The organism is Stieleria mannarensis (assembly GCF_014154935.1).
GTDB classification, from domain to species: Bacteria; Planctomycetota; Planctomycetia; order Pirellulales; family Pirellulaceae; genus Stieleria; species Stieleria mannarensis.
The window spans coordinates 146,981-173,656 of record NZ_JACEHH010000007.1; the positions used below are offsets into that span (position 1 = coordinate 146,981).

General features: G+C 59.1%; 6 protein-coding genes. 3 read left to right on the forward strand and 3 right to left on the reverse strand.

Going from position 1 to position 26,676, the window contains the following annotated elements:
- Nucleotides 1-8 precede the first annotated feature (8 nt).
- Nucleotides 9-2,186: a dockerin type I domain-containing protein gene (locus H1B37_RS07070; protein WP_182865928.1), complete on the reverse strand. Its 2,178-nt coding sequence runs from the start codon at nucleotides 2,184-2,186 to the stop codon at nucleotides 9-11.
- Nucleotides 2,187-2,603: 417 nt separating this feature from the next.
- The gene (locus H1B37_RS07075; protein ID WP_182865929.1) at nucleotides 2,604-22,277 is read right to left on the reverse strand and encodes a right-handed parallel beta-helix repeat-containing protein; all 19,674 of its coding nucleotides are present in this window, start codon (nucleotides 22,275-22,277) and stop codon (nucleotides 2,604-2,606) included.
- Nucleotides 22,278-23,331: 1,054 nt separating this feature from the next.
- Between H1B37_RS07075 and H1B37_RS07080 the strand changes: the two genes are divergently transcribed.
- From H1B37_RS07080 to H1B37_RS07090, 3 genes are all read left to right on the forward strand, one after another.
- The gene (locus H1B37_RS07080) at nucleotides 23,332-24,546 is read left to right on the forward strand and encodes a peptidylprolyl isomerase (RefSeq protein WP_286177497.1); all 1,215 of its coding nucleotides are present in this window, start codon (nucleotides 23,332-23,334) and stop codon (nucleotides 24,544-24,546) included.
- 279 nt (nucleotides 24,547-24,825) lie between these two features.
- Entirely contained in the window at nucleotides 24,826-25,467 is a 642-nt protein-coding gene (locus H1B37_RS07085; RefSeq protein WP_182865930.1) for a hypothetical protein, read from the forward strand.
- Between the two features lie 138 nt (nucleotides 25,468-25,605).
- Entirely contained in the window at nucleotides 25,606-25,905 is a 300-nt protein-coding gene (locus tag H1B37_RS07090; protein ID WP_182865931.1) for a hypothetical protein, read from the forward strand.
- On the opposite strand, the gene tsaB is transcribed toward H1B37_RS07090, so the two are convergent.
- Nucleotides 25,865-26,578 carry a tRNA (adenosine(37)-N6)-threonylcarbamoyltransferase complex dimerization subunit type 1 TsaB gene (tsaB, locus tag H1B37_RS07095; protein ID WP_182865932.1) on the reverse strand — a complete coding sequence of 238 codons (714 nt, stop codon included), beginning with the start codon at nucleotides 26,576-26,578 and terminating at the stop codon, nucleotides 25,865-25,867. The genes H1B37_RS07090 and tsaB overlap by 41 nt on opposite strands.
- Nucleotides 26,579-26,676 lie beyond the last annotated feature (98 nt).

Sequence of the window (26,676 nt, forward strand, 5' to 3'; positions counted from 1 at the left end):
GCTTTGCCTTACTTCAACGACCGCAATCCATCGAACCCGGCAAACAGCTCATCCACCGACCGCCTCCGATCCTGGTCTTCATCATCTTGTGCAATCAATTCAAAGAAAACGGCCGACTCCGATGTCATCATCGCCGGCGGCGGCTGAAGCGCCAAGAAGTTCAGGACATGAAGCGCATCGCGGGGCGTGATGTTCCCATCGCGATTGACATCGAACCGCCAGTCCGTCGCCGTCGCAAAACCGGACGCCAGCCGGTTCAGGACCGTCAGCGCGTCCAGCGGCGACACCTGGTCACGACCATTGACGTCCAGCGGATTGAGCACCGAGTTGAGTGCTCGTTGCAACTCGGCTTTGTCGATCAGATCCGGCGTGATCGGATCGTGTGCCCCTGGCAGCGTGACCGTCGCGGCATACTGGTTCTCAAAGGGACCGAAATCCAGTTGATCGACGGCACCTGAATCATCCAGATCGACATACTCCGGCGCGACAGCGGTCGAAGTCCCGAACCAGTACGCAAAGGTTGCAAAATCCAGCAGGTCGACGCGGGCGTTGCCATTCCAATCGCCCTTGAGTGAAAAGAACCGATTGACGCGGTCCCCGTTGAAAGTGAACTGTGGCCCCGACGTGACCTCGGGTGACAGCACCAATCGGTAGCGACCGTCGGGCAACTGGGCCTCGTCCAGCTGGATCGTGATCAATCGGCTGCCGGGGACGAATGTGATTTGGTCGCCACGCAATGCGATTTCAACGGGAGGTCCCGCGCCGGTCACGCCCAAATTGCTGAGCACGATTCCGCCCGACGGGATCGCGTCGATCTCATCACCCAGTTCGATCACGATGTCGCGCAATTGGCTGCGTTGTCTCGCCCAAGACGTCGGCTGCGTTCCGTGGCCCAGGTCGCTCGGATCGCTGCGCAGGCTGTTGATCGTCACGACCGGCGGATCGACCGGATCGCCGATGATCGTCCCGGTTGCCGAAGCCGGTGCGCCGACGATGTACGGTCGACCGGTCAGCTCCAGTTCCCGTGAACTGTCACGGCTGAACTGGTTGACCGTCAGCAAGGTGTGTCCGGCAAAGGCATAGCTGTCGTTGCCGTCAAACGCCAACCCGAAGACTTCGGCAAAGTTCTCACCGGGATCTTGGGCAGGTTTGGGCGCGGTCTCGATCGTGCCCCCGGTTCCGGGCGTGCGAATCTCGATCAGCGAATCGGCCGGTTCGCCGGGGCGGTTCGCGGACAAGACCAGGTGTCCGGCCGAAACGTAATCGAGATCGCCGCTGGAAACGTAGTTGCTCGGCAGCAATCGCGACGCGAGCGCGCCGTCGATGTCAAAGACCGTGGTGACATTGTTGAGAACCCACTGTTCGCCGGCGGCTTCCAGGTCGAGCAGGTGCAGGTCCAAGAAATCCGCGCCGACGGCAAACAGGTCGCCGTCTTCGCTTCGGAAGTCGCCGTTGCGACTGTCGATCAACGCGTTGGCGCTGGAGATTCCGTGTGAATTGATGAACGTCGACGCGATCCTCCCGTCATCGATCTGGTCCGGGTGCACTTGGTACAGATCGTCTTCGGTGAGCGCAAACAGATCACCGTCTTCGGTGAACGCGATGTCGGTGATCGTTTGCGTCGCGTTGATCGTTCCGATGACGTGCACGCACCCCGTTTGGACATCCACGGTGGCCAGACGGTTTTCTTCATCGACGACGTAGTAATCGGTCAGCTGACGAGTGACGAAGTGTGCCGCCGCACCATAGACCGGCCCGAACTCATCGGCCGAAACGATCGTCACGATGATGTCTTCGTCGCGTTCGATTAGCGAGTCTCGGATCGGCCGGACCGCCAGTTCGACCGTCGATTCGCCCGGGTAGAAAGTCGCCGTTGCAGTGACTGGCCCGGTCGCCGGAGGCTCGTCGGGAAAGAAGATCGTGTCGTTTTCGACTTCCCGTGCGGTGTAGTCGACGTCATAAACCGCATCGCCGGAAAGCTGGAATTTGACCGCCAGCAACTCGTCGGTCTCGTCGCGTGTCAGCGAATAGACGATGCGTTTGATCGGGTCTTCGGCAATCGCGACCGGAGACTTTGCGGTGACGGAGATCGTGGCGGCCAGCAACCGCCGATCCTCCAACGATTCCAGCCGCGACCGTCGTTGAAACGGCGACCGGCGACGTCGGTGCTTGAAACGTTGGTTCATCCTTCCGGAAAAATCGTGAGTGAATCGATGGTCGTCAGCCGTGCCGATGGCCAGCTCTACGGAGGGGTGCAGGTGGGGGGGCTCGGCGAGGGTGCCCCCTGGCCTGCCAAGACTGATTTGACGCACCATTGTGTTCAAAGTTGCGTGCAAATCACGCACAGACGCGGATTTTTGGCACTTCTTCTCCGCACTCCCCTACTGAGGTCGTGCGGTTTTTAACCTCCTATCTATCAGGCGTTTACGCCTTCACCCTCCCTCGGGGAAGGTCGCGGAGGAGTGGCGACGACGCGGGGAGGGTTGATCCACGATTAAAATCGACCGGAGGACGAAAAATTGTTCGGCAATTCACCGTTCGACCTCCCCTCGCTGCGCTCGACCCTCCTGCCAGGAGGGTGATATCCAAAAACCGCACGACCTCTACTGGGAAAGTCTCCGCAGGAACCGCAGTCCGAAATTCGCGTAATCCTGGCCATCGACATCGCCATCTCCGTCAAAATCATAGGCGGGATTGAAGGCTGGATTTGTCGACGATTTCAAGAACGTCAATCCGAGCCGACCATAATCCTGGCCATCGACGTCCCGGTCGCCGTCGGTGTCGCCGAAGAAGCGGAAGAAATCGTCGACCGCGTCGGCGCGCATCCGCATCTGGCCTGCGACAACCCTGTCGTGAACAATCCGTAAGCGGTAGTTGCCATCGGAGAGAGATCCGCCGATCGTGGATTGACCTTGGAAGGAGAGCGTTGCGACCGTTTTCCCATTGACCACTTCGGTCACCACGACGGGCTGAAACACTTCGCCGCCGATCTTTTGGATTTCAAACGCGCCGGGATCGAAAGCAACCAGCGAATCAAATCGAACGATGGTTTTACGGATAACACTCCGCTGGGCTGTTCCGTCGCCGATCTGGATCGCTTCGACTTCCGGGACGTTCGCCAAAAGGATCGTGATCACCGCCTGGTCCTTTAATCCATGACCATCGGTCACTTCGACGACCAGGGAGTAGGAACTTACCGATTCATAATCCAGTGCCGCACCGTTGACGACCGTGATGGTACCGCTGTTGTCGATCTGGAATCGCCCCAACCCGGATCCGCCCACGATGGCGAACGATTGTGTGTCTTCATTGGGGACGATCAAATCAGAGTCAGCGTTGACGACTTGCCCGACGACCTGTCCATCGTCGGCCATCTCGGCGACAACCATCACCGCATCGTCAATTGACGGTGGCGCGTTGATCGGGGTCAATCGAACCGAATGACTCGCCGCGGCGGAGGTGGAGCCGTCATCACGGACCATGACCGCAATGGTGCGATCGATCGGCGCTAAACGCGAAGGCACGTTTTGGTAGGTATGCGGCATCGAAAACTGGCGACTGCCCAATGGAAGCGCCACCTGTTGGGGTGGTCCGCCGTCACCCCAATCAATGATCAACACATGCGCGTCTGCCGTGCCCGGATCGCTGAACTGCCCAGTCAACGTGAACTCCTGCCCCTCGGTGACATCGCTCGGCCCGGTCAAACTGCTGACCATCGGAATAACGTTGTGCACGACAATGCCAAACGCGTCGCTCGCGGCACTGGATCGCCCCAGATCATTAACCAACGTGGCGGTGACAGCGAATTGCCCCCCAACTGCCGACACGCTGTCCTGGGCATAGATGCGATTGATCTGAAAGGACGTCTCTCCGGCCGCAATCGCGTAGATCGCAGGCGGCGTGCCATCACCCCAGTCGACTTGCACCGAGGGTGACGTCGCTGCGCTGTAATCGATGATTTCCCCGGAAAGCGTCGCCGTCCCTCCTTCATTCACATTGGCGGAAAGCAAAAGAGACGAAAACTCTGGCAGGAAAAAGACCTCGAATTCTCGGACGTAGCTGCCGCCGGGATTGGAGTCTCCGTCGCCGTCGATCAACAATCCCGCGGTATCACGAACCCCACCAGTCTGATCGCTTTGAATGGAAAAGCGGTAATTGCCTTCGGGCAGATAATTCCCGCCGAGGACCTGGGCGAGACCTTGACCGACGGGACTTTGCGCGGGCGAGCTTTGGGCGATCAGACCTTCCACGAGTGGGCTTTGCGCGACCGCAGCGAACAAGACTTGAAGATCGACGAACGAGTCGCCTAGATTGAACTGTGGTACGAGCTGATAGACGACGTCATCGCCATCGCCGAACGTCCCGTTTGCCCCGGCCTCACGCAACTCATACGCCGCAAACGAGCCGGCGTCAAAGTAATTCACTTCTTCGCTAAACTGAATCCGAATCGAATCGATCAGAGCCGAGATCGGTTGTTGCTGACCGATCGCACCGGGGAATGTTGACGTGACGATGGGGGCCAGGCTGTCGTCACTGGACCCGCGAAACTCCAGCGCGCCTCGATCCACCTGACCCGGCCTGAGTTCGAAATCAATCGCCTGATTCGTGATCGGCGGTTGCGTCGATGTAGGCAGGGCGAAGTGTGTCCGAAAGAATCGCGGGTCCGCGTACCCGGCCACCGGATTGCCGGTGACTTCGCTGCCATAGCTAAATCGGAATTCTCCGCTGGCATACAGCGTGACCGCAAAATCGACGTCACGCCCATCGTCGACATGGGTCGCATCCCAACGAATCGTCACCTGATCCGCAGTCGATTCGTCGATAAAAATGTCATCGTCCGTTTCGTTGGTTCGCAAATTGTCCCACAAAGCGGCGATTTGAGCCGCATCGGAGAATCGATTCGCGGCCGTCTCGTCCCAGTGGATCGAGCCTGTATTTTCGAACTGAATCAGACCTCCCGTGGTGATCGTCACCGTCTGGTAAGACCGGTCGAAGAATGGAAATTCGAATGGAAGAACGTATTGGCTGGAGTAATCGGGATACCCGGCTTTCCAGTTCATCGCCGTTCCGGACGAAACAAAGGGCATGTCGGTCGTCGGCGACTGAAAGTAATCGATCGATCCCGAATCCGGACTCGCAATGTCGTCGCGACGCGCCGAGCCCACGGCGTCCGTCGACCCCGCGTACCAGCTGTGCCCGCTGTCGATCGCCGGCGATGTTTTTCCGAGCGACCAGTTGTCGTCCCGAGAGTAGTCCTGGCCGTCGACGTACCCGAGTCGGTTGTCGATCCCGTTGACATCCAAGAACAACGGATCAGCGGCCAGCGAATGTGCCGCATCGCCGGTTGCCGCCTGCCAAGCCGCCAAATCACTCTGAACTTGCCCAGCAATAATGCCGTAGCTGACCGAAGAACCGGTTCCCAAGTGAACAAGGTTGTAATCGCTGGCGAATCCGACCTGGGCATCGGCGGCGACACTGATCGCCGCGCCGTTTTCCACCCACAGAATGTTGTTCGATAGACTCACATCGCTGGACTGTTCGATCGTCACCGCATCGCCGACCGATTGGTAGATCGTGTTGCCGGTGATCCGCGGATGGGCATCGCCGCTACGATAGCCCCCCTTCAAATAGACCGCCGAGTTCGTGTTGGCATAGACCAGGTTGTTTGTGATCGTGACATAGTTCTGGCTGTCAATCCGAATGCCCTCGCTGTTGGAATAAACCCGGTTGCCGACCAACACGGTGTCATAGCCGTTGGCGGTGTGAATCCCGATCCGGTTGTCATAGACACGGTTGGAATCGACCGTCGCGCTGTACTGGGTGTAGATCCCGACATCGTTGCCGTGCACCACGTTGCCACGCGCCACGCTGCCCGGATCCATTTGGATACCGACCCCGCTGCTATGTCCGTAGACTTCGTTCTCGACCGCCTCGGTGCCGGCGGAAAGATAGATGCCCTGATGCGTGTTGGAATGCACCACATTGCCGATGACCGTCCGCAGCAGCTGAGCCCCAACAAAGCCAGCCCACACGCCGTATTGGTTGGCGTACACGCGGTTCCCCGAGACGGTCGTCGATTCACCGTCGATCCAGATCCCGTAGCTCACGTTGTCGTGAACCGCGTTGCCTTCGATCAACGTGTCCGTGTTCCCGCCGAACACAACCACGCCGTGCGTTTGGTTGCCGAACAGATCGTTGCCGACGATCGTCGTGTTTGTGTTGCCGGCACTTGCGCCCAGATGAATCCCGCTATCGGCGCCCCTGATCGACAGGTTCGAGAGCGTCACCGAATCGGTGCCCACCAAGTCGAACACGAAACTGCCGGCGTTGGTGTTGCCGCGATCCAGGATCGCCGCCTTGCCGACTTCCGTCGGACCCACGATACGCACCCCCGAATCTTCCGCATCGATCACGATGTTGGCCGGCAGGTCGTACGTCCCGGTATCGACATAAACCGTGTCTCCGGGATTGAGGTCATAGGCCCGCAGCAGCGCCGCGATCGATGCCATCGGCGTCGCCGGCGAGCGGCCGTTGGCCGCGTTGTCCCCGGCCGCGGTCGTGTACTGGTTGTCCGTCAGGTTCGTGTCACCGGCGACGTTGACGTAAAACTGGTTGCCTGCCGGCGTGATCATGAACGCCGATGCTGAACGACCGCTGACACCGCCGCTGCGCGCACGAACCAGCGCCGTCGATCCGCTGGTGATGAATCCGCTGGGGATCGTCCAGTCGTAGCGGCCTTGACCGCGCGTATTCAACGCGACTCCCGTCGCGATCTCCGTCCAGCTGGATCCGCCATCGGTCGAGACGTCGATTGACGCGGTCGGGTTGGCGGTGCCGCCCGCATTGGGCTGCAAAACCTCAATCCCCGCCAAGCCTTCGGCGTACCAGCCGTTGACACTGGCCATCTCGATCACCAGCCCTTCCTCGCCGACCACCGTGACCGCAAACTCTTTGACCAGCCCCCGTTCCGTTCCGCCGGCCTGGGCATTCAGATCGACACTTGATTCCGCCAACTGACCTTGCAGCGACAAATCGAACGTCGTGTAGGGTGTCGAGACAAAGTGCAGCCGGACGGTGTAACTGCCGCTGCGAAGCGGCAACTCGTAACGCAGTGGATCGACAGAGCTAACGCTGTACGCATAGCTTTGATAGATCTCCGCCGGTGCAGGGCTCGTCACCGCCGTCAGATCGATCGGTTGGGCGACGCTGGCCTGGTTCGAATTGCCCTGGAAAGCATTTTCACTCCAACCGCCGACGGCCGTTCCGCCGGCATTGAGCGCCAACGCGGTTCGCATCGCCGTCAAGCCACTGCTGCGGAACTGGATCGTTTCGGTGTCGCCCGCGGTCCACTTTTCCAGACCCACCGGCGAAGTGACCTGGACGGTTTGCGAGTTGCTCGGCGTCGCTTCGGACGTGTTCCCGTAGGCCCCCAGGTTGATCCGGTCGCCGCTGGGCAGTGGTTCCAGGAAGTACGGCGAGAGCGGATCGCCACGGTCGATCGCCGGCGAACCGCTACGCAAATGAAAATCATCGTCGATCCCGCGATCCCCGGCGATCTCGTCCAAACGCATCGCATCGGCGTACGAATAGCGGAACCCACCGGTATCGATCAGCGTGACCTGGATCGTGTCACCCAACGCCACATAGTGGCCGAACCATTCCCAGCCGTGCCCGTCGGCGATGAAGTCGTCCGCCGCGTCGCCGGACTCGTACTGGCGTTTGTTGACCACTCCGATCTCTCGACCACCGCTGCTGATGCGGTATTGTGCGTCGGCGTAGTAGTCACCCCGCCACGTCGCAGCCAGTCGGTACGACGTGCCGGCGGACAGGCCCGAGAACGTCCAGGTGGCCGTCCCGTTGTCACCAAAATCTCCCTGCCGGTAATCGTCATCAAATCCGCCGGGGTTGCCGCCACCGGTGGTGTACGTCGTCCAGGTTCCCGTGGTGCTGAATCCCGCGTCACCGTCATCGATGATCGTCGTCGAAAGCACGTCGCGGCCGAAACCGACCAGGCCATCGTCACCATCAACATCCAAGAACATCGGGGCACCGGCCAGCCCGTTGAAATCAAATCCCAATTCAAACCGCCAACTGGCCAAGCCATCGATCCCCTGTCCGTCCCAGCGAGCCAAAATCCCCGTTCCGGGCAGATGGAACAGGTTGTAATCACTGGCAAATCCGACCTGAGCATCGGCGGCGACACTGATCGCCGCACCGTTTTCCACCCACAGAATGTTGTTCGACAAACGCACATCGCTGGATTTTTCGATCGTCACCGCATCGCCGACCGATTGGTAGATCGTGTTGCCGATGATCCCCGGATGGGCGTCAACGCTACGGTAGCCGCCATCTAAAAAGACGGCCGAGTTCGTGTTGGCGTAGACCAGGTTGTTTGAAATCGTGACATAATTCTGGCCTTCAACGCGGATCCCGTCGCTGTTGGAATAAACCCGGTTGCCGACCAGCACCGTGTCAAAGCCGTTGGCGGTGCGAATTCCGATCCGGTTGTCATAGACACGGTTGGAATCGACCGTCGCGCTGTACTGGGTGTAGATCCCGACATCGTTGCCGCGAACCACGTTGCCACGCGCCACCGCCCCCGGATCCACCTGGATCCCAACCCCCACGCTGTGACCGTAAACCTCGTTGTCGATCGCCTCGGTGCCGACCGAAAGATAGAGGCCCTGGTGCGTGTTGGAATACACCACGTTGTCGATGATTCGCCGCTGGGTCTGAGCGCCGACAAAGCCAGCCCACACGCCGTATTGGTTCGCGTACACGCGGTTGCCCGAGACCGTCGTCCGGTCACCGTCGATCCAAACACCGTAGTACACGTTATCGTGAACCGCGTTGCCTTCGATCAACGTGTCCGTGTTTCCGCCGAACACGACCACACCGTGCGTTTGGTTGCCGAACAGATCGTTGCCGACGATCGTCGTGTTCGTGTTGCCGGCACTTGCGCCCAGATGAATCCCGCTATCGGCGCCCCTGATCGACAGGTTCGAGAGCGTCACCGAATCGGTGCCCACCAAGTCGAACACGAAACTGCCGGCGTTGGTGTTGCCGCGATCCAGGATCGCCGCCTTGCCGACTTCCGTCGGACCCGCGATACGCACCCCCGAATCTTCCGCATCGATCACGATGTTCGCTTCGACGGTGTACAGCCCCGTATCGACAAAGATAATGTCTCCGGGTTCCAGGTCGTAGGCGAACAAGATCTCCCGGATCGACGACTTGGGTGCATCGGGCGAGATGCCGCTGAATGAGGGGTCGCCGGCGGCGGTGGTGTACTGGTTGTCGGTCAGGTCAGCGTCGCCGGAAATATTGACGTAGTACGCATTGATTTGACCGGTCACATGGATCGGGAATGGAGTCATGCCGGCCAGGCCAGCCGCCGTTTCAACGCTGACGTTGTAGGCTCCCGGAGGGACGGACGTGTCAACGGTGAACGTGAATTGCCCGTCGTTGGTGGTGTCATCGGCAATCAAAATTGGCGTGCCGCCACCGTCGGGAACCAGTTGAATGTCAACCGTCCCGCCCGGCTCGCTGGTGCGCCAATGAATGGGGAAGGACTGACCGGCTGGCCAGTTGGCGGCCGCGGACGGTTTGGTCACCAACATGAACTGCGTCGGGCTCTTGGATGCTGCGGTGGTTCCTCCATAGGCCCCCAAGTTGATGTAGCCGCCGTTGTCGCTCGGTTCGGCCCCCACCGGGATCGATTGATCCCCCCGGTCGATTCCGATGGATTGTTGCGCATCCAGCATCCAAGTCCCGACGGCCAACACCGGCAATCCGCTTACGGGATCAATCACGGGGCCAAAGCTCTGACCATGCAAGCTGCCGAATTGGCTTTGCAAGTGAAAATCGTCGTCAAACCCGTGAGCCGCTCCGCTGGCACCAACAATCCCATCGGCTCCGGCAACGTCGACAAAGTGTGGGTTGCCGACCAAACTGGAGCCATCGGCACCACTGACAAGTTGCCACGCGGTGAGTGAGTTTCGCGCCACCCCGGCCCAGACACCCAAATTGCCCGTTCCGGTGACATGGTACAAATTGTAATTCGACCGATGGGTCAACTGGCTAGGACCATCTAAATCGAACACGCTGCCGTCATCCACCACCAGAACATTGTTCGTGATGGATGGACCGCCGCCATTGACGACACGCACCGCCGCGGCGTTGCCATCGACCACAATCGTGTTGTTACGAATCTGAGTTGTCGCCAGTGGTTGGTTGAACCAAACCGCGACCTCAGCAACGTCATAAATCAGGTTGTTGATGACATCCCCGGAACTATTGTAAGCAAGGATGCCGAAATCGTTTGAGTAGATGACATTGTCGCGGATTGATTCACCGTAGTATCCACGAACGCCGTCGCGATTGTCGTAGACGCGATTCCCGGTCACCGGCCCATACGAATCGATTCCAACCAGGTTCCCAAACGAAACGTTGTTTCGAACGGTTCCGCCAGACGTGTTTCGAATGCCAGCGCCGGAGGCATTGCCGTAAGCGACGTTGCCGGCGATCAATGCGAGTCCACTGACGTACACACCGTCGCCCGCGTTTTCATAGAACTTATTGCCCGCACTAGACGAAAGGTTGCTGTTGCCGATCACGGCACCATCGACTAATCCGTACGCAAAAAGACCATGCTCGTCGTTGCGATACGCCGCGCTGGATGTGATCGTGACCGCCCCGGCCTGGCCCAAATTCAACCCGTTGCCGCCGTTGTCGTAGAACAACGAGTGGTCGACTAATCCCACATTTCCGATGATCTGAACGCCGTCACTGGCATTGTCGAAGACGTCAGCGGCGACCAACTCGCCCACCGTTCCTTGAGAATAGATTCCGAACCGCCCGTTATCGGCCGCCGTGATCTGGGCCAGTCGCTGTGCATGTCCACTGCCAAGATAGATGCCATCCACGTCATGACCGCTGACCTCAAGCCGCTCGGCCGTCAGCGAGGTCGTTCCGTCGCTCGCGAACAAACCGTATTGGGCATCATTCAGTCGGAAATCCGAAATGGTGACGAAATCGGCGTCGATCAGCTCGACCAAGGGCGCGACGGTCAACGGTCCGGCGTGACGCAGCGTCGTGGTCCCACTTTGAGCGCCGCGCATCACGAACCCTTCGTCGTCGCCGACTCCGGGAACATTCGAAATGGTGACGGGATAAAACAAGCGGTAATCTCCGTTGTCCGCGTAAAGCGTGTCACCGGCCGACAACATGTATGCCTGCAGCACCGAATCGATCGACGGTTTCGGACGATCGGCCAAGCGGCCGGTATTGCGGTGGCTACCGGCGGCCGTCGTGTATTGGTCTGCACCGCTCAGGACATCGTTGACGAAGTACTGTGAGGATTGCTCCGGAACGCTGAACGATTCAAAGCTGCGGTCAAACACGATCCGATCGTTCGCCAGGGACAATTGAAGCCGCAAGCCATGGGTGCCGAAATCGATTCCGCTGGACACGGGAGTCCAGGTGTATTGCCCATCGTTTGCCGTCGCGGTTGTGATCGTCGTCAGGAAGGCGGGCCCATCGCTTGTGTCTTGCCACAATTCGATCCGAATCGGTTCGTTCGTCGGCACATCGTGTGAATCCCAGTGAATCGTTTTTGGGACATCGCGTTCCCAATCGAGATACAAGTCGGGACGGCGGAGATACAGACGTGGTCCCGCGATCTGGCCGGCATCGGATTCGGAGCCGCCGCCCGCGCCAAGGTCCGCCGCAAAGGCGTCAGCAACGAAGATCAGCGATGCGTCGTCGATCAATTCCTGTGTTCCAGCAGGCGCCGCACCATCGGACACCAAGCGGTACGCCACGCTGCGCGTCAATGGTGGGATCGCGACACGGTCGCCGACCAGAGACCAGCGATCATTGGATGCGTCGGCATCGACCTGGACCGTCTTCAAGACGGAATCGGATGCCGAACGAAACTCCAACTCCAGCCGCAACGTTGACTTCGATTGCCCGCCGCCTTCAACGCGTACACGAATGGATGCGATCGCATCCATTCGTCCCGCGTCGACTTTCGTCAAATCCATGCCGACCGAATTGAGCCCAACGACTTGCGAAAGCGTTCCTGAAACCGAGGTGGCGATCCGCAGCGACTGGTTGCCTTCATAGAATGCTTCGGTACTGAGCGAACGTGACAGCGTGGGTGACGCCGTCCATCCGGTCATGCCGCCGGAGAACACGGGATTCGCGATCGTGTTTGCCGCGACCGACGTCGCCACCGGCGTCAACGGCGATCCGCCGTCGGTTCCCGGACCGGTCCGACGCTGATTCGCCGCGGCGGGTGTCAAACGGTCCGGTGGCGATGTCCCGAGCGAATAAACCGGCTCGATGCCGGTCGGGGACACCACCGTCGTCCCGAACGAGTTCAAACCGAACTTGTGGAGATCGCGTTGCCAGTCCAAGATGTCATCGAAGTCCGTCACCAAGTAACGCACCAGATGCCCGCCGTTTTCCGCGTGCAGCAAATTGTGATCGGAATAGAACCCCGACTCGCTATCGGGTGCGACGACGATGTTTGTTCCTCCCGACGTCGACATCAGGTTCCCACGAATCTCCGTCTCCATCGCTTGGTTGTGGATGTGGACATGGGTGCCGCTGGTGTCGATAAAAGTATTGTTCAGAATTCGCGTGCTGGTCGTGCCGCTGACGTCGATCGATGTCGCACTCTTCTGAAAGACGTTGTGCGTAATCATTTGCGTGGACGCGGCGCTAATGCCGACCGATCCGCCGATGATGGTATTGAATTCGATCGGCCCAGTTGTGGCGATGCCGATTGAATTTCCGATCAATCGGTTCGGCCGCTGCGGATCGAAGCCCCCCGCACGGCCGACGCCGCTGATGCCAACGCCGTTGTTGTGAATCTGTTGCCCGGAAACGGTCGCGCCAGTCGTATTCAGCAAGACGCCGGTCCCATTGCGTTCGATTTGATTGGTCGCGTCAGCGCCGACCTGACCGAACCCGGAAACGGGATCGTTCCAGTCGACCACCACACCGGTCTGGTTTCCATCGATTCGGTTGTCCCGCAGTTGCGCGGGCGCCGCGTAACGCACACCGACCGGTGAACCATGGAAACGGTTGTCCTCGATCACGCCCGTCCATTCGGCTTGCAGATCGAGTGTGCCGACGACAGAATTGGCTCGCATGACACCGCTTGTCACGCCGATCACATCGATCCCGTCTGACGCGACGATGTTGTCGTTGATTGCCACGTCGACGACATACCCGGTCAATTCCAGCCCCGATTCGAAACGGTTCTGCGACAGCAAGATTCCGTTGCCGCCACCGGCCAGGGTCACGGGAAAGCCGAAGTCATTGCGGATGAAACTCAGGTTGTTTCCGCCGTTGACGAACACGCCGCCGACCGGAAGCGAGGAATCACGCATGGTGAAATTTGACGCGTCGAGGATCGACAACGAAGACTCAAGCTGCAGGTTTTGCATCAGCACGCCGGTGGCGCCGTCGACGGCAACGGGACCATGGATTGAAACTCCTGGTGCACCGAGGATCTGGACGCCCGAGTCCGCGGCGAGCACCGTGAATCCGACGGGTTGATCGCCAACAACCAAGATTCTGTCGCCGGGATTCAGATCGGTCGTTGCCAGGATGTTGGCGACCGTATTGGTCGAATCGGCCAGAAAGACGTTCGTTGCCGAGTTGCCTTGACCGACCAACCCGATCGACCCGACACCGTCATGTTGTCGCGCCCATGTCAACCAGAGTCGCCCCGACGAGTCGACCGACGACACGATCGTGTCGATGTTGTCTTGCCCGCGGACGATGCCCGCACCGTTCGCATCGCCGCCAATTGCCGCTTGGAATTGCAGCCCCGACCATTGAAGCGAAAACACTTTGCCAGGATCAATCGCATCGCGGTGGTCGATCCAGCTGAGATACAATCGCCCGGCGTTCGACGAAAGCACGGGATCGTGAACCCTGCCGGCGGATTGGCGGATCGGCCCCGAAACGCCTCGTTCGGTCGCCGATCCGGTTCCCGCATCAGTCCACGTCGTCCCCGTCCGGCGCAGAACATAAACTTCCGAGCCGAATGAGTCGGCGGAAAGCGAATCGGTCCAGGCCGCAAACAGTTCGCCTTGATGATAGGCGACGGCCACTTCGGACGCGGATTCTGCCGCAGCGCTGATTCCGGTGACCGGTGATGTGGACAAGTCCGTCCAACTTGCTCCTCCGAACTCTTTCACATGGACGTTCGAGACCGTGCCATCGGTTTTGGTGTATCCGATGGCGATCTTCGAACCATCCACATCGACGGAATAGTCCAGCACGTTTTGTGTCAGGCAAACACCAAAACCGTTGGAGGATCCGTCCAGCCCGACCCACTGGTTGGCCACGCCATCAAAACGAAACACCGCCAGATCACGTGTGCCGGTGAGTTCATCGATCCAAAAGACGACGATGCCGGCGGACGTTGAAACGATCTGGGGCTGAGACGCCCGCCCGCTTTGGCTGGCACGGACCGACTGCCCCGCCCCGGCGAGCGATTGCCAGTGGCCGTCAACAGGATTCCAGACCGCCACATGGATGTTCGACTGAGTCCCGGATCGCTCGGTCCAGGCAACCACGGGTCGGCCGCTGGCATCGACCGTGATCGAGGGTGCGCGCGAAGACGCTCCGCTGTTGGAGATGCCGCCGTAACCGGCGGACTGGTCCAACTCGGTCCAGCCGCTGGCGGAGTCATGGCGTGCGACGTAGATCTGGTAGGTGCCCGACCGGTCGTCCGCCCAGGCGATGTAGCGAACGTCACCAAGCATGGCGATCGAGGGTTCAATTGCCAACGCGACACGTCCGCTGATCCCGTCGGGCCCATTGGAACCGCCGACTCCGTGCCATCGTCCGGCTTCATCGGCGCCGGTTGGGAGCGTCGACGCTTGCGATAGCGGCAAGCCCTGCGACCGGACCGTGGGGGCGGGGGTGGGCGTTGGTGCCACAAAATCATTCGGGACGGCGGACTCACCCGAACCGAAATCGACGACATCACTCGCCCCGGCGCCCGGATGGATCGCATCATCATCGCCTTCGCCGAACAGCAAGTCGTTCCCGCCGCCGCCGAACAGCTGATCCCGCCCGGGATTGCCCGACGTGACCAGCACGGTTGTGCCGACGCTGCCGATGCCGAAGTCACCGTACACAAAATCGACCGCGGCGTCGTCATCGCTGCCGACGACGGTGTGTCCGTAAATCACATCGTGGTCTGCTTCGCCGAGCAAGGTGTCGCTGCCGCGTCCGCCTTCGATCAGGTCGTCGCCCGATCCGCCATGAATCACATCGTCGCCATCGCCACCGGCTAAGGAATCGTTTCCGCCGTAACCATAGATCACGTCTTTACCGGATCCGCCGTCGGCGATGTCGGCACCGTCGTCGCTGCCGCGGATGACGTCGTTGCCTGCACCGCCCGACAGTTGGTCGCCGACGCCACCGCCGCCGATCAACTCGTCATCGCCGGCGTCTCCAAGGATCAGATCCGTTCCGGTGCCGCCATCGAGCAGGTCGTCCCCGTCTCCGCCGTACAGGCTGTCGTTGCCGCCGCGGCCGAATAGTTTGTCATCGCCGCTGTGACCGATCAGGAGGTCGTCGCCGAACACGGATCCGTATAGGACGTCGTTGCCCTCATTTCCGTGGCCGACGTCGTGGGTCCCGCCACCGAGATCGATCAGGTCATCCCCCGAGCCGCCTTGGACGAAGTCGCTTCCCCCTCCGGCGTTGATGGAATCATCTCCTTCGCCACCGAGGATGTGATCCGCACCACCGAGGGCGTTGATGGTGTCTGCGCCCGTTCCACCATCGATGAAGTCACCGAAGTAGACGGAATCGGTGAAATCCGGATCATGCTCACCTCCTTCGTCGGATCCGGTGATGATATCGTTGCCGCCGTCTCCTCGGAGCAGGTTGCCGATGCCGAGGCCGGCGACCAAGACGTCGTTTCCGGCACCGCCCTCGATGAGATCACTCCCCTTTCCGCCGTCCAGATAATCGTTGCCATCATTGCCAAAAATCTGGTCGTTCCCCGCCTCTCCTGCGATCCAGTCGTCGTGTTCTCCTCCGTAAATCACGTCGTCACCGTCACCTCCGTACAACAAGTCGTTACCGCTGTCTCCGGCCAGAAAATCGTCTCCCGATCCACTTTCGACGAGGTCATCTCCGGCACCGGCGGCGATGGTATCCGAGCCTTCTCCACCGACAATCGTATCGTCGCCTTCGTTCCCTTCGATTGTATCGTCGCCCTCATCTCCGATGATCAGGTCATTGCCTGAACCACCGCGAAGATGGTCGTTTCCGAGGCTTCCGAAAATGGAGTCATCATGCTCGCCGCCAAAAACATGGTCATCCCCGGCTTGGCCGTGAAGCTCATCGCTGCCCTCGTCTCCAAAAAGATGATCCTCCGCTGCATCATCGCCGATTCCTGATTCGCTATGGCCGAAGATCAAATCGTACCCGTCTCCGCCGCGCAGCTCGTCCGCACCGGCGTTTCCGGCGACCAGATCATTGCCGATGCCCGCGAAGACTGTGTCATCACCGTTGCCACCGTAGACCGTGTCATCCCCTTCATCCCCGTAAAGCGTGTCGTCCCCGTCCTGCCCCAAGATCAGATCGTCGCCTCGTCCACCGTCGACGAAATCGGGGCCTCCGTTGCCATGCAACAAATCAGCGCCATCACCGCCGTGCAGCACATCACGGAGGTTGTCATCGTTCTGGCCCGAGTCATCGTGGCCGTACAGTTGGTCATTGCCGCCTAAACCGAATAGTTCATCTGATCCCGGCCCACCCATCATCACATCCGCTTCGCGCGCACCGCCGATCAAGACGTCATCCTGAGCACCGCCTTCCAGTCTTGAACCGACGGCAACTGGAACGCCTTGGACAATGATGATCCCATCGCTGCCCACTAGTTCGTCTTTGCCCTCACCACCGCGAAGTACATCTTGGCTGGAGTTGGGATCCGAACCGTCGGGCCCGCCGCCCGCCGACAGGTAGTCGTCGCCGGAATCTCCTTCGAGAAGATCCCCGCCGCGTCCTCCGTCCATGACGTCACGTCCTGAACCGCCCGCAAGGTAGTCGTCCCCATCACCACCGCGCAACAAATCGTAGGGCAGCGAATCGCCCAGACCTCTGAAGCGGCGGAGCGTTGCGCCACTTCGCCCCGCAATCAATGTATCGTTGCCATCGCCGCCATAGAGTGCGTCGTTGCCGTCCCCGACAGCTTCCTCGTCGTTCAACATGGCTCCGATCAGTGTGTCGTCGCCTGCCTCGCCATGCAGGTGGTCGGCACCGCGTCCACCATAGATCCGATCGACATCCGCTCCGCCAAAAAGTGCGTCATCGCCATCATCGCCGTGCAGGATATCGGCCCCGGTCTCTTTTCGCTGCACGTCATCGCCGTAGGCAATGTCGTCATCGGCGCCACCATGAATCTCATCGTCTCCGCGATCACCGATCAGCAGATCGTTTCCGATTCCTCCGAACAACGTGTCGTTGCCGTGCCCGCCATCGAGAGAATCGGATTCGTCTTCGACGACGTAAGCGACCTGCAACGAATCAGGTCCGCCGCGTAGGGTGTCCCGCCCCGCCGCGCCGAACAAGAAATCTTTACCCACCCCACCGTCCATGTGGTCTTGTCCCGGCGATCCCAACAGCAAATCATCGCCGCTTCCACCCACCATGAAATTGATTTCTGCGTCACGTGACGGGTGGACCAAGAAGAGTCCGCCGTAATCGTCGCCGACTTCTTCATCAAGGGTGTCATTTCCCGTACCACCATCGAGTGTATCGTTCCCGTAGTCTCCGAAAAGAATGTCGTCATCTCCGTCGCCGGCCAATTCATCGTTGCCCGCCATTCCGAGTAGGGTGTCATTTCCACCACCGCCGGAAATGAAGTCATCGTGCATGGAGCCTTGCAAATAATCGTCGCCTTCGCCGCCCAGAATCGTGACGGGAACGGGCAGCGTGCCGTCAACCAAAATGACGTCTGAACGCGATGACCCAGTGATAACGACGCGTGTGATGGTTCCTGCATCGACTGTGACACGATTCGGGAAAATCACTTGCGCCGTTTCGCTATCGTGAACCACCGTGGTGCTGATTTGCTGAGCGATGGTCACGTCGGTCACAAAATCGATTCCATCGATCACAAACTTCCCCTCCTCGTACGTGACACGCAGGGTCGCTGCCAGGTCGTCCTCTTGCTGATAGAGGTTGAAGCCGTGATTCTCGAACCACGTCACGTACAGCGTGTTCCCTTGCACATCGGTGGAGAATGTCGCCTGGTCGTCTGGTGCGGTCGGAGTGCTCACCCAGGTCAGCCCAAAAACGTCGCGCGGGTCCGGAGGCGGGGGAAGCCCAAGCGGATTGTCCGGCGTCGCCGGAACCGGAGTCGGTAGTTTCGCCTGGACGTCTTTCAGCAATTCAAGTTGCTTGTCCGGATGCTGCAGGTAGTACTCAAAGTCTCGCAGCAGCGCCGCCCCTGGAACGCCCTTACGAAGACCGTTGTCAGCTTCGGATGCTCTCCTGTGTCCCTCATCCGACTTGTCATAGGTGTTTGCTTTGACGATCTGTCCGTCCCGGTCCGCCTTGTCAACAGCGCCTTTGACGATTGCCGCCACCCGCTCTTTCTCTTTCTCCGGGTCGATCATCACTTCGGTCGGGCAGAGATGCGCATAGTTCGTTGCACCGATGACACCACAAAGGCGAATCGAATCAATGCGATTCTTCATGTCATCCGACTGGTCCGAAAAGTTTTCGCTCGTTAGTTCACTGACCCCCACTCGTTTTTCATAAAGTCGCTTGGTATCCGCATAGGTACCGGTCTGCTTTTCCAGACTAGTACCTTCGATGAACACGCGTCCCTGGAGCGACCAATTCAAATCGAGCGTGAGTGATAGTTCGGCATAGTTTTCGTTCAGCTCTCCGTTGCGGTACAGATCATTGCCGCGAATCTTCCCGTCTGCGTGCGATTGGACATCTCGCTCGGGAATTCTCGCATCAAGACCTCCTGTTGCTACCAAAGTCACTTCGCCCGTGAGTTCAGCAAAATCAATTGCACTTGCAATGCTGCCTGTCAAAATAGGCTGCGCGGCAATGGATGCAGAAAGGAAGACGGCCGGCGCGGCGTCGCTTCTCAAATAAAAGCCGTTGGTGTCCAAACCGACGAAAAGATCGACTCCGAACTCAAGCCCCGCGACCAAGTTGACCTCAATGTCACCATTGACGAAACCCATGTAGGACATGACGGTCGTCCTGGGATACGCCTCGTACTCGAAATCCTTGGAAGCAAAGATCTGGTAGATGTCCAGTGAAAAGAGGTTTGCGGGTTCGCCTTTCAATAACGCGATCACGCTCGAAATTTCAGTAAAGTCGTAGTTTAAATCGACGTATTCACCATGTTCATCGGGAGGATGATCGACCATCGACTCGACATCCCCGCTGGCATAGTCTGGATGGGCGGAGTTCAAGAACAGCTTGGCCCCCTCGCTCGCCGAAACGATATCGACGACGGTTCGATTGAAAAATGGAAGTGGCTGTGCAAGAAAGTTCCTCAATTCTTTCGGCAGCGGGTTAAACTGATCGAGTTTCTGGAAAAACTTGTCGCGTAGCGCCGTTTCAAAATCCGGGAACGTTGGATAGCTCACCAATTCGTAGCTGCCGACATTCCCGGGCCACTGGTAGGTCACTTCCGCCTGCCAAGAAAAACTGTCCGTGATCACGTCGCGAAGTACTTCGGGCAAACTGGTACTTGGCGAATTGACGGATAGCTGCAAGTCCAACGTCAGATCGCCAGCCGTACGGACGGACTGCTGCTGAGGATCATTCGGATCACCGTTGCGTCGGTTTTCGATCGCCAGATTGAGTTCACGCAGATAAAACCGCTCGCTCGGATCGGCATCGAAATCACTTAAGGTAAACGTTGCCGATGCGTCAATTGCACCACTGGCCACCGCCGAGACGGCCAACAGATTTCCGATGTCGAGCGTTCCGATCAACGGCGTGGCATGCGGAATCGTCACGGGCAACTGGCCGACCATCGACGCCCCTTCGAGCACGTATGGGCCACGCGTCGCATCGAGCCCGAACTGCATATTGAATGTCAACATCGGATCCACCGACACCTGACCGGCAACGCCAACGGTGACCGGTGTAGGGCCGTTTCCGAATTTCAGTTTCTGCCCCGTCGCGTTGAACGTCATCGGATTGTCGCGCGTCAGCGTACGCTGAAACTGCAGCTGAATCAGATCGCCCTGGAGATAGGTTCCGTTGACGATGTCCTGTGGAGAGACCACGGAAACGATCTGTATTCCCCGTTCCGCCAAATAGGATTCTGCCGTTCCCCATTGGTTGTTGTAGGACAAGGTGTCGCAAACCAGTGGCAGGATTGCTGCGTTTAGACTCGATCCGACAATCGGAACGTCATCGACCTTCGCGAGCATCTCCTGCGCTTGCCCGGACAGTTTGTTCAAGCCGACGCCGAATGCATCCGTCAATGAATTGAGAAAAGCGTCGGTGTCGAATCCGGAATTCGCGGCATCCAATACAAAACCATTTCCGTCAGGCTGCAAATCCCAGACCCAATCTCCCCCGAACGAAAAATCGGGCGACCCTGGAATCGGATACTTGAAATCCAGATTCACGCCCGCCCCGCCGTTGACGATCAATTCCGATGACGTCGCAAACTGGTCGGACAGGGAATCGAGTCGAATTCGCCCGTCAGCGTCCGATGTCCTTAGTAGCACTGACGGAGAAAACGAGATCGCTGCGTTCCCAGTCACGCTGCCGAGTCCGAGAGTGGCATTTAGGTTTCCGCCGACAGTAAGATTGCCCACGAGGCCGTTGCCGGGCACGAGATAAAAACCGCCGGAGTCGACGCCGAAAGAAATCGTGAATGCGATGTCGGCTGCAACGTCAAGCTGCCCCGTCCAATTGACGCCGGCGAGTTCTCCGATGCCGCCCAAGGCCGCGGGTGATAGCATTGCCGATTTCGCGATTTCGGCAAGCGTGTACGTGCGGCTCACTCGAATGAAATCCGCCGGGGATTCACTCGCGAGTGCGACGAACTCCGCGTCGCTTAATGCGTAGTCAACGTTAAATCCAGCATTGGTCAGCGTCGTTCGCATTTGCGACATCGTCGTCGACGCGGACGCATTGATCGTGGGGATTGTGGCTGACAAAGCGTTGCCAAGTTGCAACAGATCCCCAAGATCACCGTTGATCAACGGCAATGCATTTTCGGGGAGGTTAAACCGATCGGAAAACTTTCCCAAAACGTCCGACCGAAGCGAGTTGAATCCTGAGGTGATCGCGCCGGCGATGCTATTGATCGTGTGATCCGAAGCCCGCCCCACGGTCGACGGAGGCACCGACGAATTCGGCACCGGAATCGCATACGCCGGTCCCAGTTCCGATCCGTAAAGTTCTAGAAACGTCGGCACGTAAGGGTATTGCGAGTTTGGCAGAGTCACCTGCGTGAAATTCCCGTTCGAATCGACGCTCATCGAATCGTGCACTTCGGCAAACGCGTTAAGATTAGCGACGTAGTCGAACGACTGCGTTGCGAAATCACCGATCTCCATCAAGTGTTTGGCATCTGTGCGGAAAGTCGAAATCGCCGGGTTCGCATATTTCATTGCATTCATCACGTCGTGATAATTGCGAGGAAAGAGTCCCGTCTTGGCATCCTTCAGATGCCCCAATCCGAGCATGTGCCCCAGTTCGTGCGCGATACCGAACGCCACTTGATTGGTAAAATCAATCGGCTTGAGCGCCCCAGCCTTTTTCCACCCGTATTCGCCGGCTGAAAACCGATCAGCCAGTTCGCCGGCGAAGACGTAGGCATAGGTTTCAAGATTTTGTCCGGCCGCGGCCTGCGATGCGACACCGAATCGAAATGGCGATGCCGGGGGCTTCTGATCACCGACATAGATGACGTAGGTATTGTCCGTATCAGAGGCTCGTCCGAGCGCCAGTCGCGTTTCGCCTTCTCCCGGATCGGCGGCCCCTGTCAGATCCGGCGTGTACATCGTCACGACGTTGACGCCCGCCTGTTTGAACGGCTGAAGCAACCGGCCGACCCGAGCCGTGATTTTTCGAGCCGCCAGTTCGGCGTCGGCAACGCTGATTTGATTGTCCCCGTTGTAGTCCAGGAACTGATTCGTGACAGAAACGGACGCGGGTGCGAACACGTCGGAGAAACGCCCCGTGTTCCATTCCGCGGCAATTGTGTCGGGCGTGAAGTCGAGCAAGACTAAGCTGGCCAAGACACGACGCGCTTCTAAACTTTCAACTGATAATCGCCGGTCCGAATGTCGTCGCTTCGCGAGATTCTTTTTCGTCTGATGGAGTGTTTGTGCAGGACCTTTGGCTTTCGTTGGGATGGCGGAGTGAGCTGACGTTGAGGCCGACCTTCGAAGCCCCAAAGCGAAAGAAGCTGGCATGTGAATGATCACACCAAGAGAGGTGACGCGTCGAACCAACAAATGCGTTGGCGACCCTTTGCCCATCGGCCAGACTTGCAGCGGTCAAACGCTACCGCCGGCGAAGACGGTCACAAGATTAGATTCTGACAATTGATTCGTGTACGGTTTGGAAAAAGAATTTCCAAGTCTCACGTCCGGCGTGTCAGGCCGATCAACGAAATCGAGTTTTGGCGGGCGACCGGTAGCAAAGCGGCCGAGAAAATAAGCGGTGCCATCGCCCGACGCGTTGGTTGACCGGGCGATGCGGCCGCCGGTGGATCGAGCATCGGGGCGCTGCGGTGCAGCGCCCCGATGCGGGCGGATTTCGGCGTGGAGCTACCACCGAAGACGGTTGACCCAGAAACCGTCGTCAGTCGCGTTGAATGCTCCGTCGCCCAGAAAACCTGGGGACAGGAAACGATTCCCGCAAAACGTTTGCCTACGTTCGAAATCCGCCTGTGTGTGCGGTGTTGATTCGGTCGTTCGGCTCGGACCGGTCGCCTCGACGGCCGTCCGACCCAAGCCATAAACGCCGAAATAGCCGCCGGTATGCACCGCTGTCAATGGCGATCTGATCGGCAGGCCGAATCGATCGGGTCAATTTTCTAAACTCCAAAATCTTCCTACCTCGCCACCTGGCCTCGGTGTCCCGTCACCTCGCTGGGAGCTGGGAGGTGGGAGCTGGGAGAGCGATGGCAGAATGATGAGCGTCGTGGAGGCTGGTAACCGGCGAGAGGGCGATTCGGGGCGTTCCCCTGCGAATGCTCTTGTTTTCATTGCTTGGCGGTGTCTACAAGCCAATTCGTGCAATTCAATTCCTCAATGATTTTTTGTTCCACCCTTTCGCTGCGGGCGGATGATGTCCCCTTTTCAAATCAATTCGCAATCACGACCGCCGCTGCAGAGGCCGGCGATCCGCCGAGCCGTCCTGCATCTGCTGGCGGCCGCCCTGCTGGTCGGCGTCACCGGTCAATCGCCGACGGTGCTGCACGGGCAAGTCCCGACGCTGCCGGCCGACGTCGCCCCGTTGCCCGACGATCCGGCCACGATCATGGCCGTCGTCGGTCAATCGCCGATCCTGTGGGGCGATATCCAGCCCAAGGTGGACGGCCGGATCAACCAGGTGCTCGAAGAGAAAAACCTGAAACTTCCTCCGGAACAACTCGCCCCGGCCCGCATGAACCTGGCCCGCGGCGCGCTGACCCAAGCGATCCAAACCAAGATGATGAGTGAGTCGTTCTTACTGGAACAGGTCGGAACCCAGGCTGCCGAAAAACGCCGTGAAGTCAGTGAGATGATGACCAGTCGCGCCCGACAGATGTTCTTCGAAAACGAACTCCAAGGGCTGAAGGAAAAGTACGGCACCGAAGACCTGACCGAGTTGGACGCAAAGCTGCGGGAAACGGGAACGTCGTTGCGAGCGCGTCAACGTGAGTTCACCGACATGATGCTCGGCCACATGTACATGCGCAGCAAGATCGAAAAAGACCCGCCGGTCACGATCTCCGAAATCAACGCCGCCTACCAACATGATTTGGATTCCTATCGCCACAAAGCCAAAGCGCGATGGGAACAACTTTCGGTGCTGTTTGCCAACCATCCCTCACGGGAAGCAGCGAGGAAGCGGATCATCGAAATCGGTCGTGAAGTCCACTTCAACTCGGGCTGGGTTCAGACTGCGAAACGAAAGAGCGAAGAACCCTTTGCAGCCGACGGCGGGCAACACGATTGGACCTCCGAAGGGTCGCTGGCGTCCAAGCCGATCGAACAGCAAGTGTTTTCGATTCCGCTAAACAAGATGAGCGAGATCATCGAGGACGATCAGGGGCTGCACATCATTCGTGTCTTGGAACGAAAAGAGGCCGGAGTGACACCACTGGCCCAGGTGCAGGATGACATTCGCGAAAAGATCAAACAAGAAAAGATCGCCGCCTCCCAAGCCAAGATGATGCGCGAGATGCAAAAGAAGGTCCCGGTCTGGTCGATGTATCCCGACGACATGCCCGGTGCCAAACCGCTGCGTCCGACCAGCATCGCGACCGGGCCGACACGCGATTCGGATTACCGATAAGGTGATCGGAACGTCTAGTATTCCGCCGCAGCTTGGTTTTCGGTTGGGCCGGACAGTCGCCGTCCTCTCCGAGGTCGGCGCGTGGCAACGCTTCGCTTTGTGGGTGCCGAGTTCGGAGAACACGGCGACTCTCCGAACCCTTCGGCTACCCGCAAGTGAAGCTGCGGCGGAATACTAGCAGACTGCAGTAGCGGAACTCGCCAAGAGTTTCGCCGGCCGCGAAAAGCGAAAGGCTTGACGGCCTGTTGAGTTCCTCCAAACCAAACCGTGCCTAGCAGGATGCTTGTCCCACGATTCCGAAACGTCGCATCGCTGCTGCTTGTGATTGGCTGCTTGCTGGTCGTCGCCGGTTGCGGTCAATTGGCTTATCGATTGGACCGCCGCGCGCCCGAGCAGTTCATCCCCAACCCGTTGGAATTGCCGCCGCTAGAAGACCAATTCGTTTGGTCTCAAGTCGTCGACACGGTGGACGACTACTTCCGCATCTCGCGTGAACAGCCGGTGCAGAATTCGGCCAACTATCTGTTGGACGGACGGTTGGAAACGTCGTATCGCGTCGGCGCGTCGGTGTTGGAGCCGTGGCGCAAGGACAGCACGGCGGGATTCGAAGCGTTGCAAAGCACGCTGCAATCGATCCGCCGCAAGGCGACCGTCATCGTTCGCCCGCGCGGCGCCGCCTACACGGTCGAGGTGATCGTTCAAAAGGACCTTGAGGACACCGACCGGACGCAATACGCCACCGAGACCACTGCGACGCGGCGCCACGACGGCACCGTCGTTCGCCAGGTCGGCGGCGCGGGTGATTCCCCTCAGACCTTGGGTTGGATTTCACTCGGCCGCGACACTTCACTGGAACAACGGATTTTGAGGGACATTTTCCAGCGTGTGACCGAACAAGACGCTCGACGTTCCCACCTATAGCTTTTCTCGGAAACTAATTTTCCGCGTCCCCGCCGCCGATACCAACGCTGCAACGGTGGCCGGTCGACCGAAGGTGTGGACTGGCTGCCGGGGCATTCGTCTCCCCTCGTCCGTCCACCACCAAGTGAATCTGCCTACATGATCGGGTTTTCTTCGCAAACCATTTCTTTCGACAAATTTTGCCGACACGTCGAAGCCTACCTGTGCCGGCTCGGTCAATTGGAACCGGGACAGTTTCCGATGACACGTCGACAGGTCTTACGTGGCGGAGAATCGTGTGGGTTGTACTTTTGCGTGCACGGGCCGCGGAGTGTGAAATTGACCGCCGTTTACGACCACCGAAAGAAGACGACCATCTACTACGGCACCGACGGGGTTCGCCGCAGCCAGGAATCGATCAGCGTGAAGCTGCCTTCTCCTCAGCCGCACTCGGCTTGAGATAGCGCGCCGAGAGCGTGAAGGGATCGCTGAAGCATTTCGGCGGCTGTAGCGCACTGCCGGCGACCAGCCCGGCCGCGACCAGTCCGACGCCGACGGCATCGGAGTGTTCACAGGCGGACACCCGATCGGCTGCCGAATCGGAATGAATGGAACGATCCCCCGCGATCACCCAATCGGACAACTCAAGCGTTTCGGCGACGCGGCGGTCCCAATCGCCGCGAGAGAGAACCTGGGCGCGATCGTCGCAGCGGTGGATCAAATTGTCGCGGGTCAGTTCCTCGCGCGAGAATTCGGCGGCGAAAACTTGGCGGCGGTAGGCGTTCAGCCCCACCAGAGCGTGCCCGGCGGGCCGATCGTGTAGCGTCACTGCAGCGATCGCCGCGAGCGAACCGACCGGGATCACAGGGATTTCCAGAGCATAGGCCAGCGTTTTGGCCGTCGTGATCGCGATTCGCAGGCCCGTGAACGATCCCGGACCGACTGCCACCGCGATCGCCGCCGGTCGCCGCTCTTGCTGCTCGCACCAGCGGAGTGCACCGTCCAATTGTCCGGCAATCTCCGCGGCAGTCCGTCGCAGCCGGCCGAATCGACGATCCAGCAGCACATTTTTGCCATCCAAAACGGCGATCGACCCGTTTGTTCCGGTGGTTTCCAGGGCGAGCTGAATCATCGAGGGTTGTGAGGAAACTAGAAATAATGCGGCGTCGGACGCGCCGATTCGCGTCTGTGCCGTGGGATTGTCGCGAAAATTTGGTTACCTTTACAATT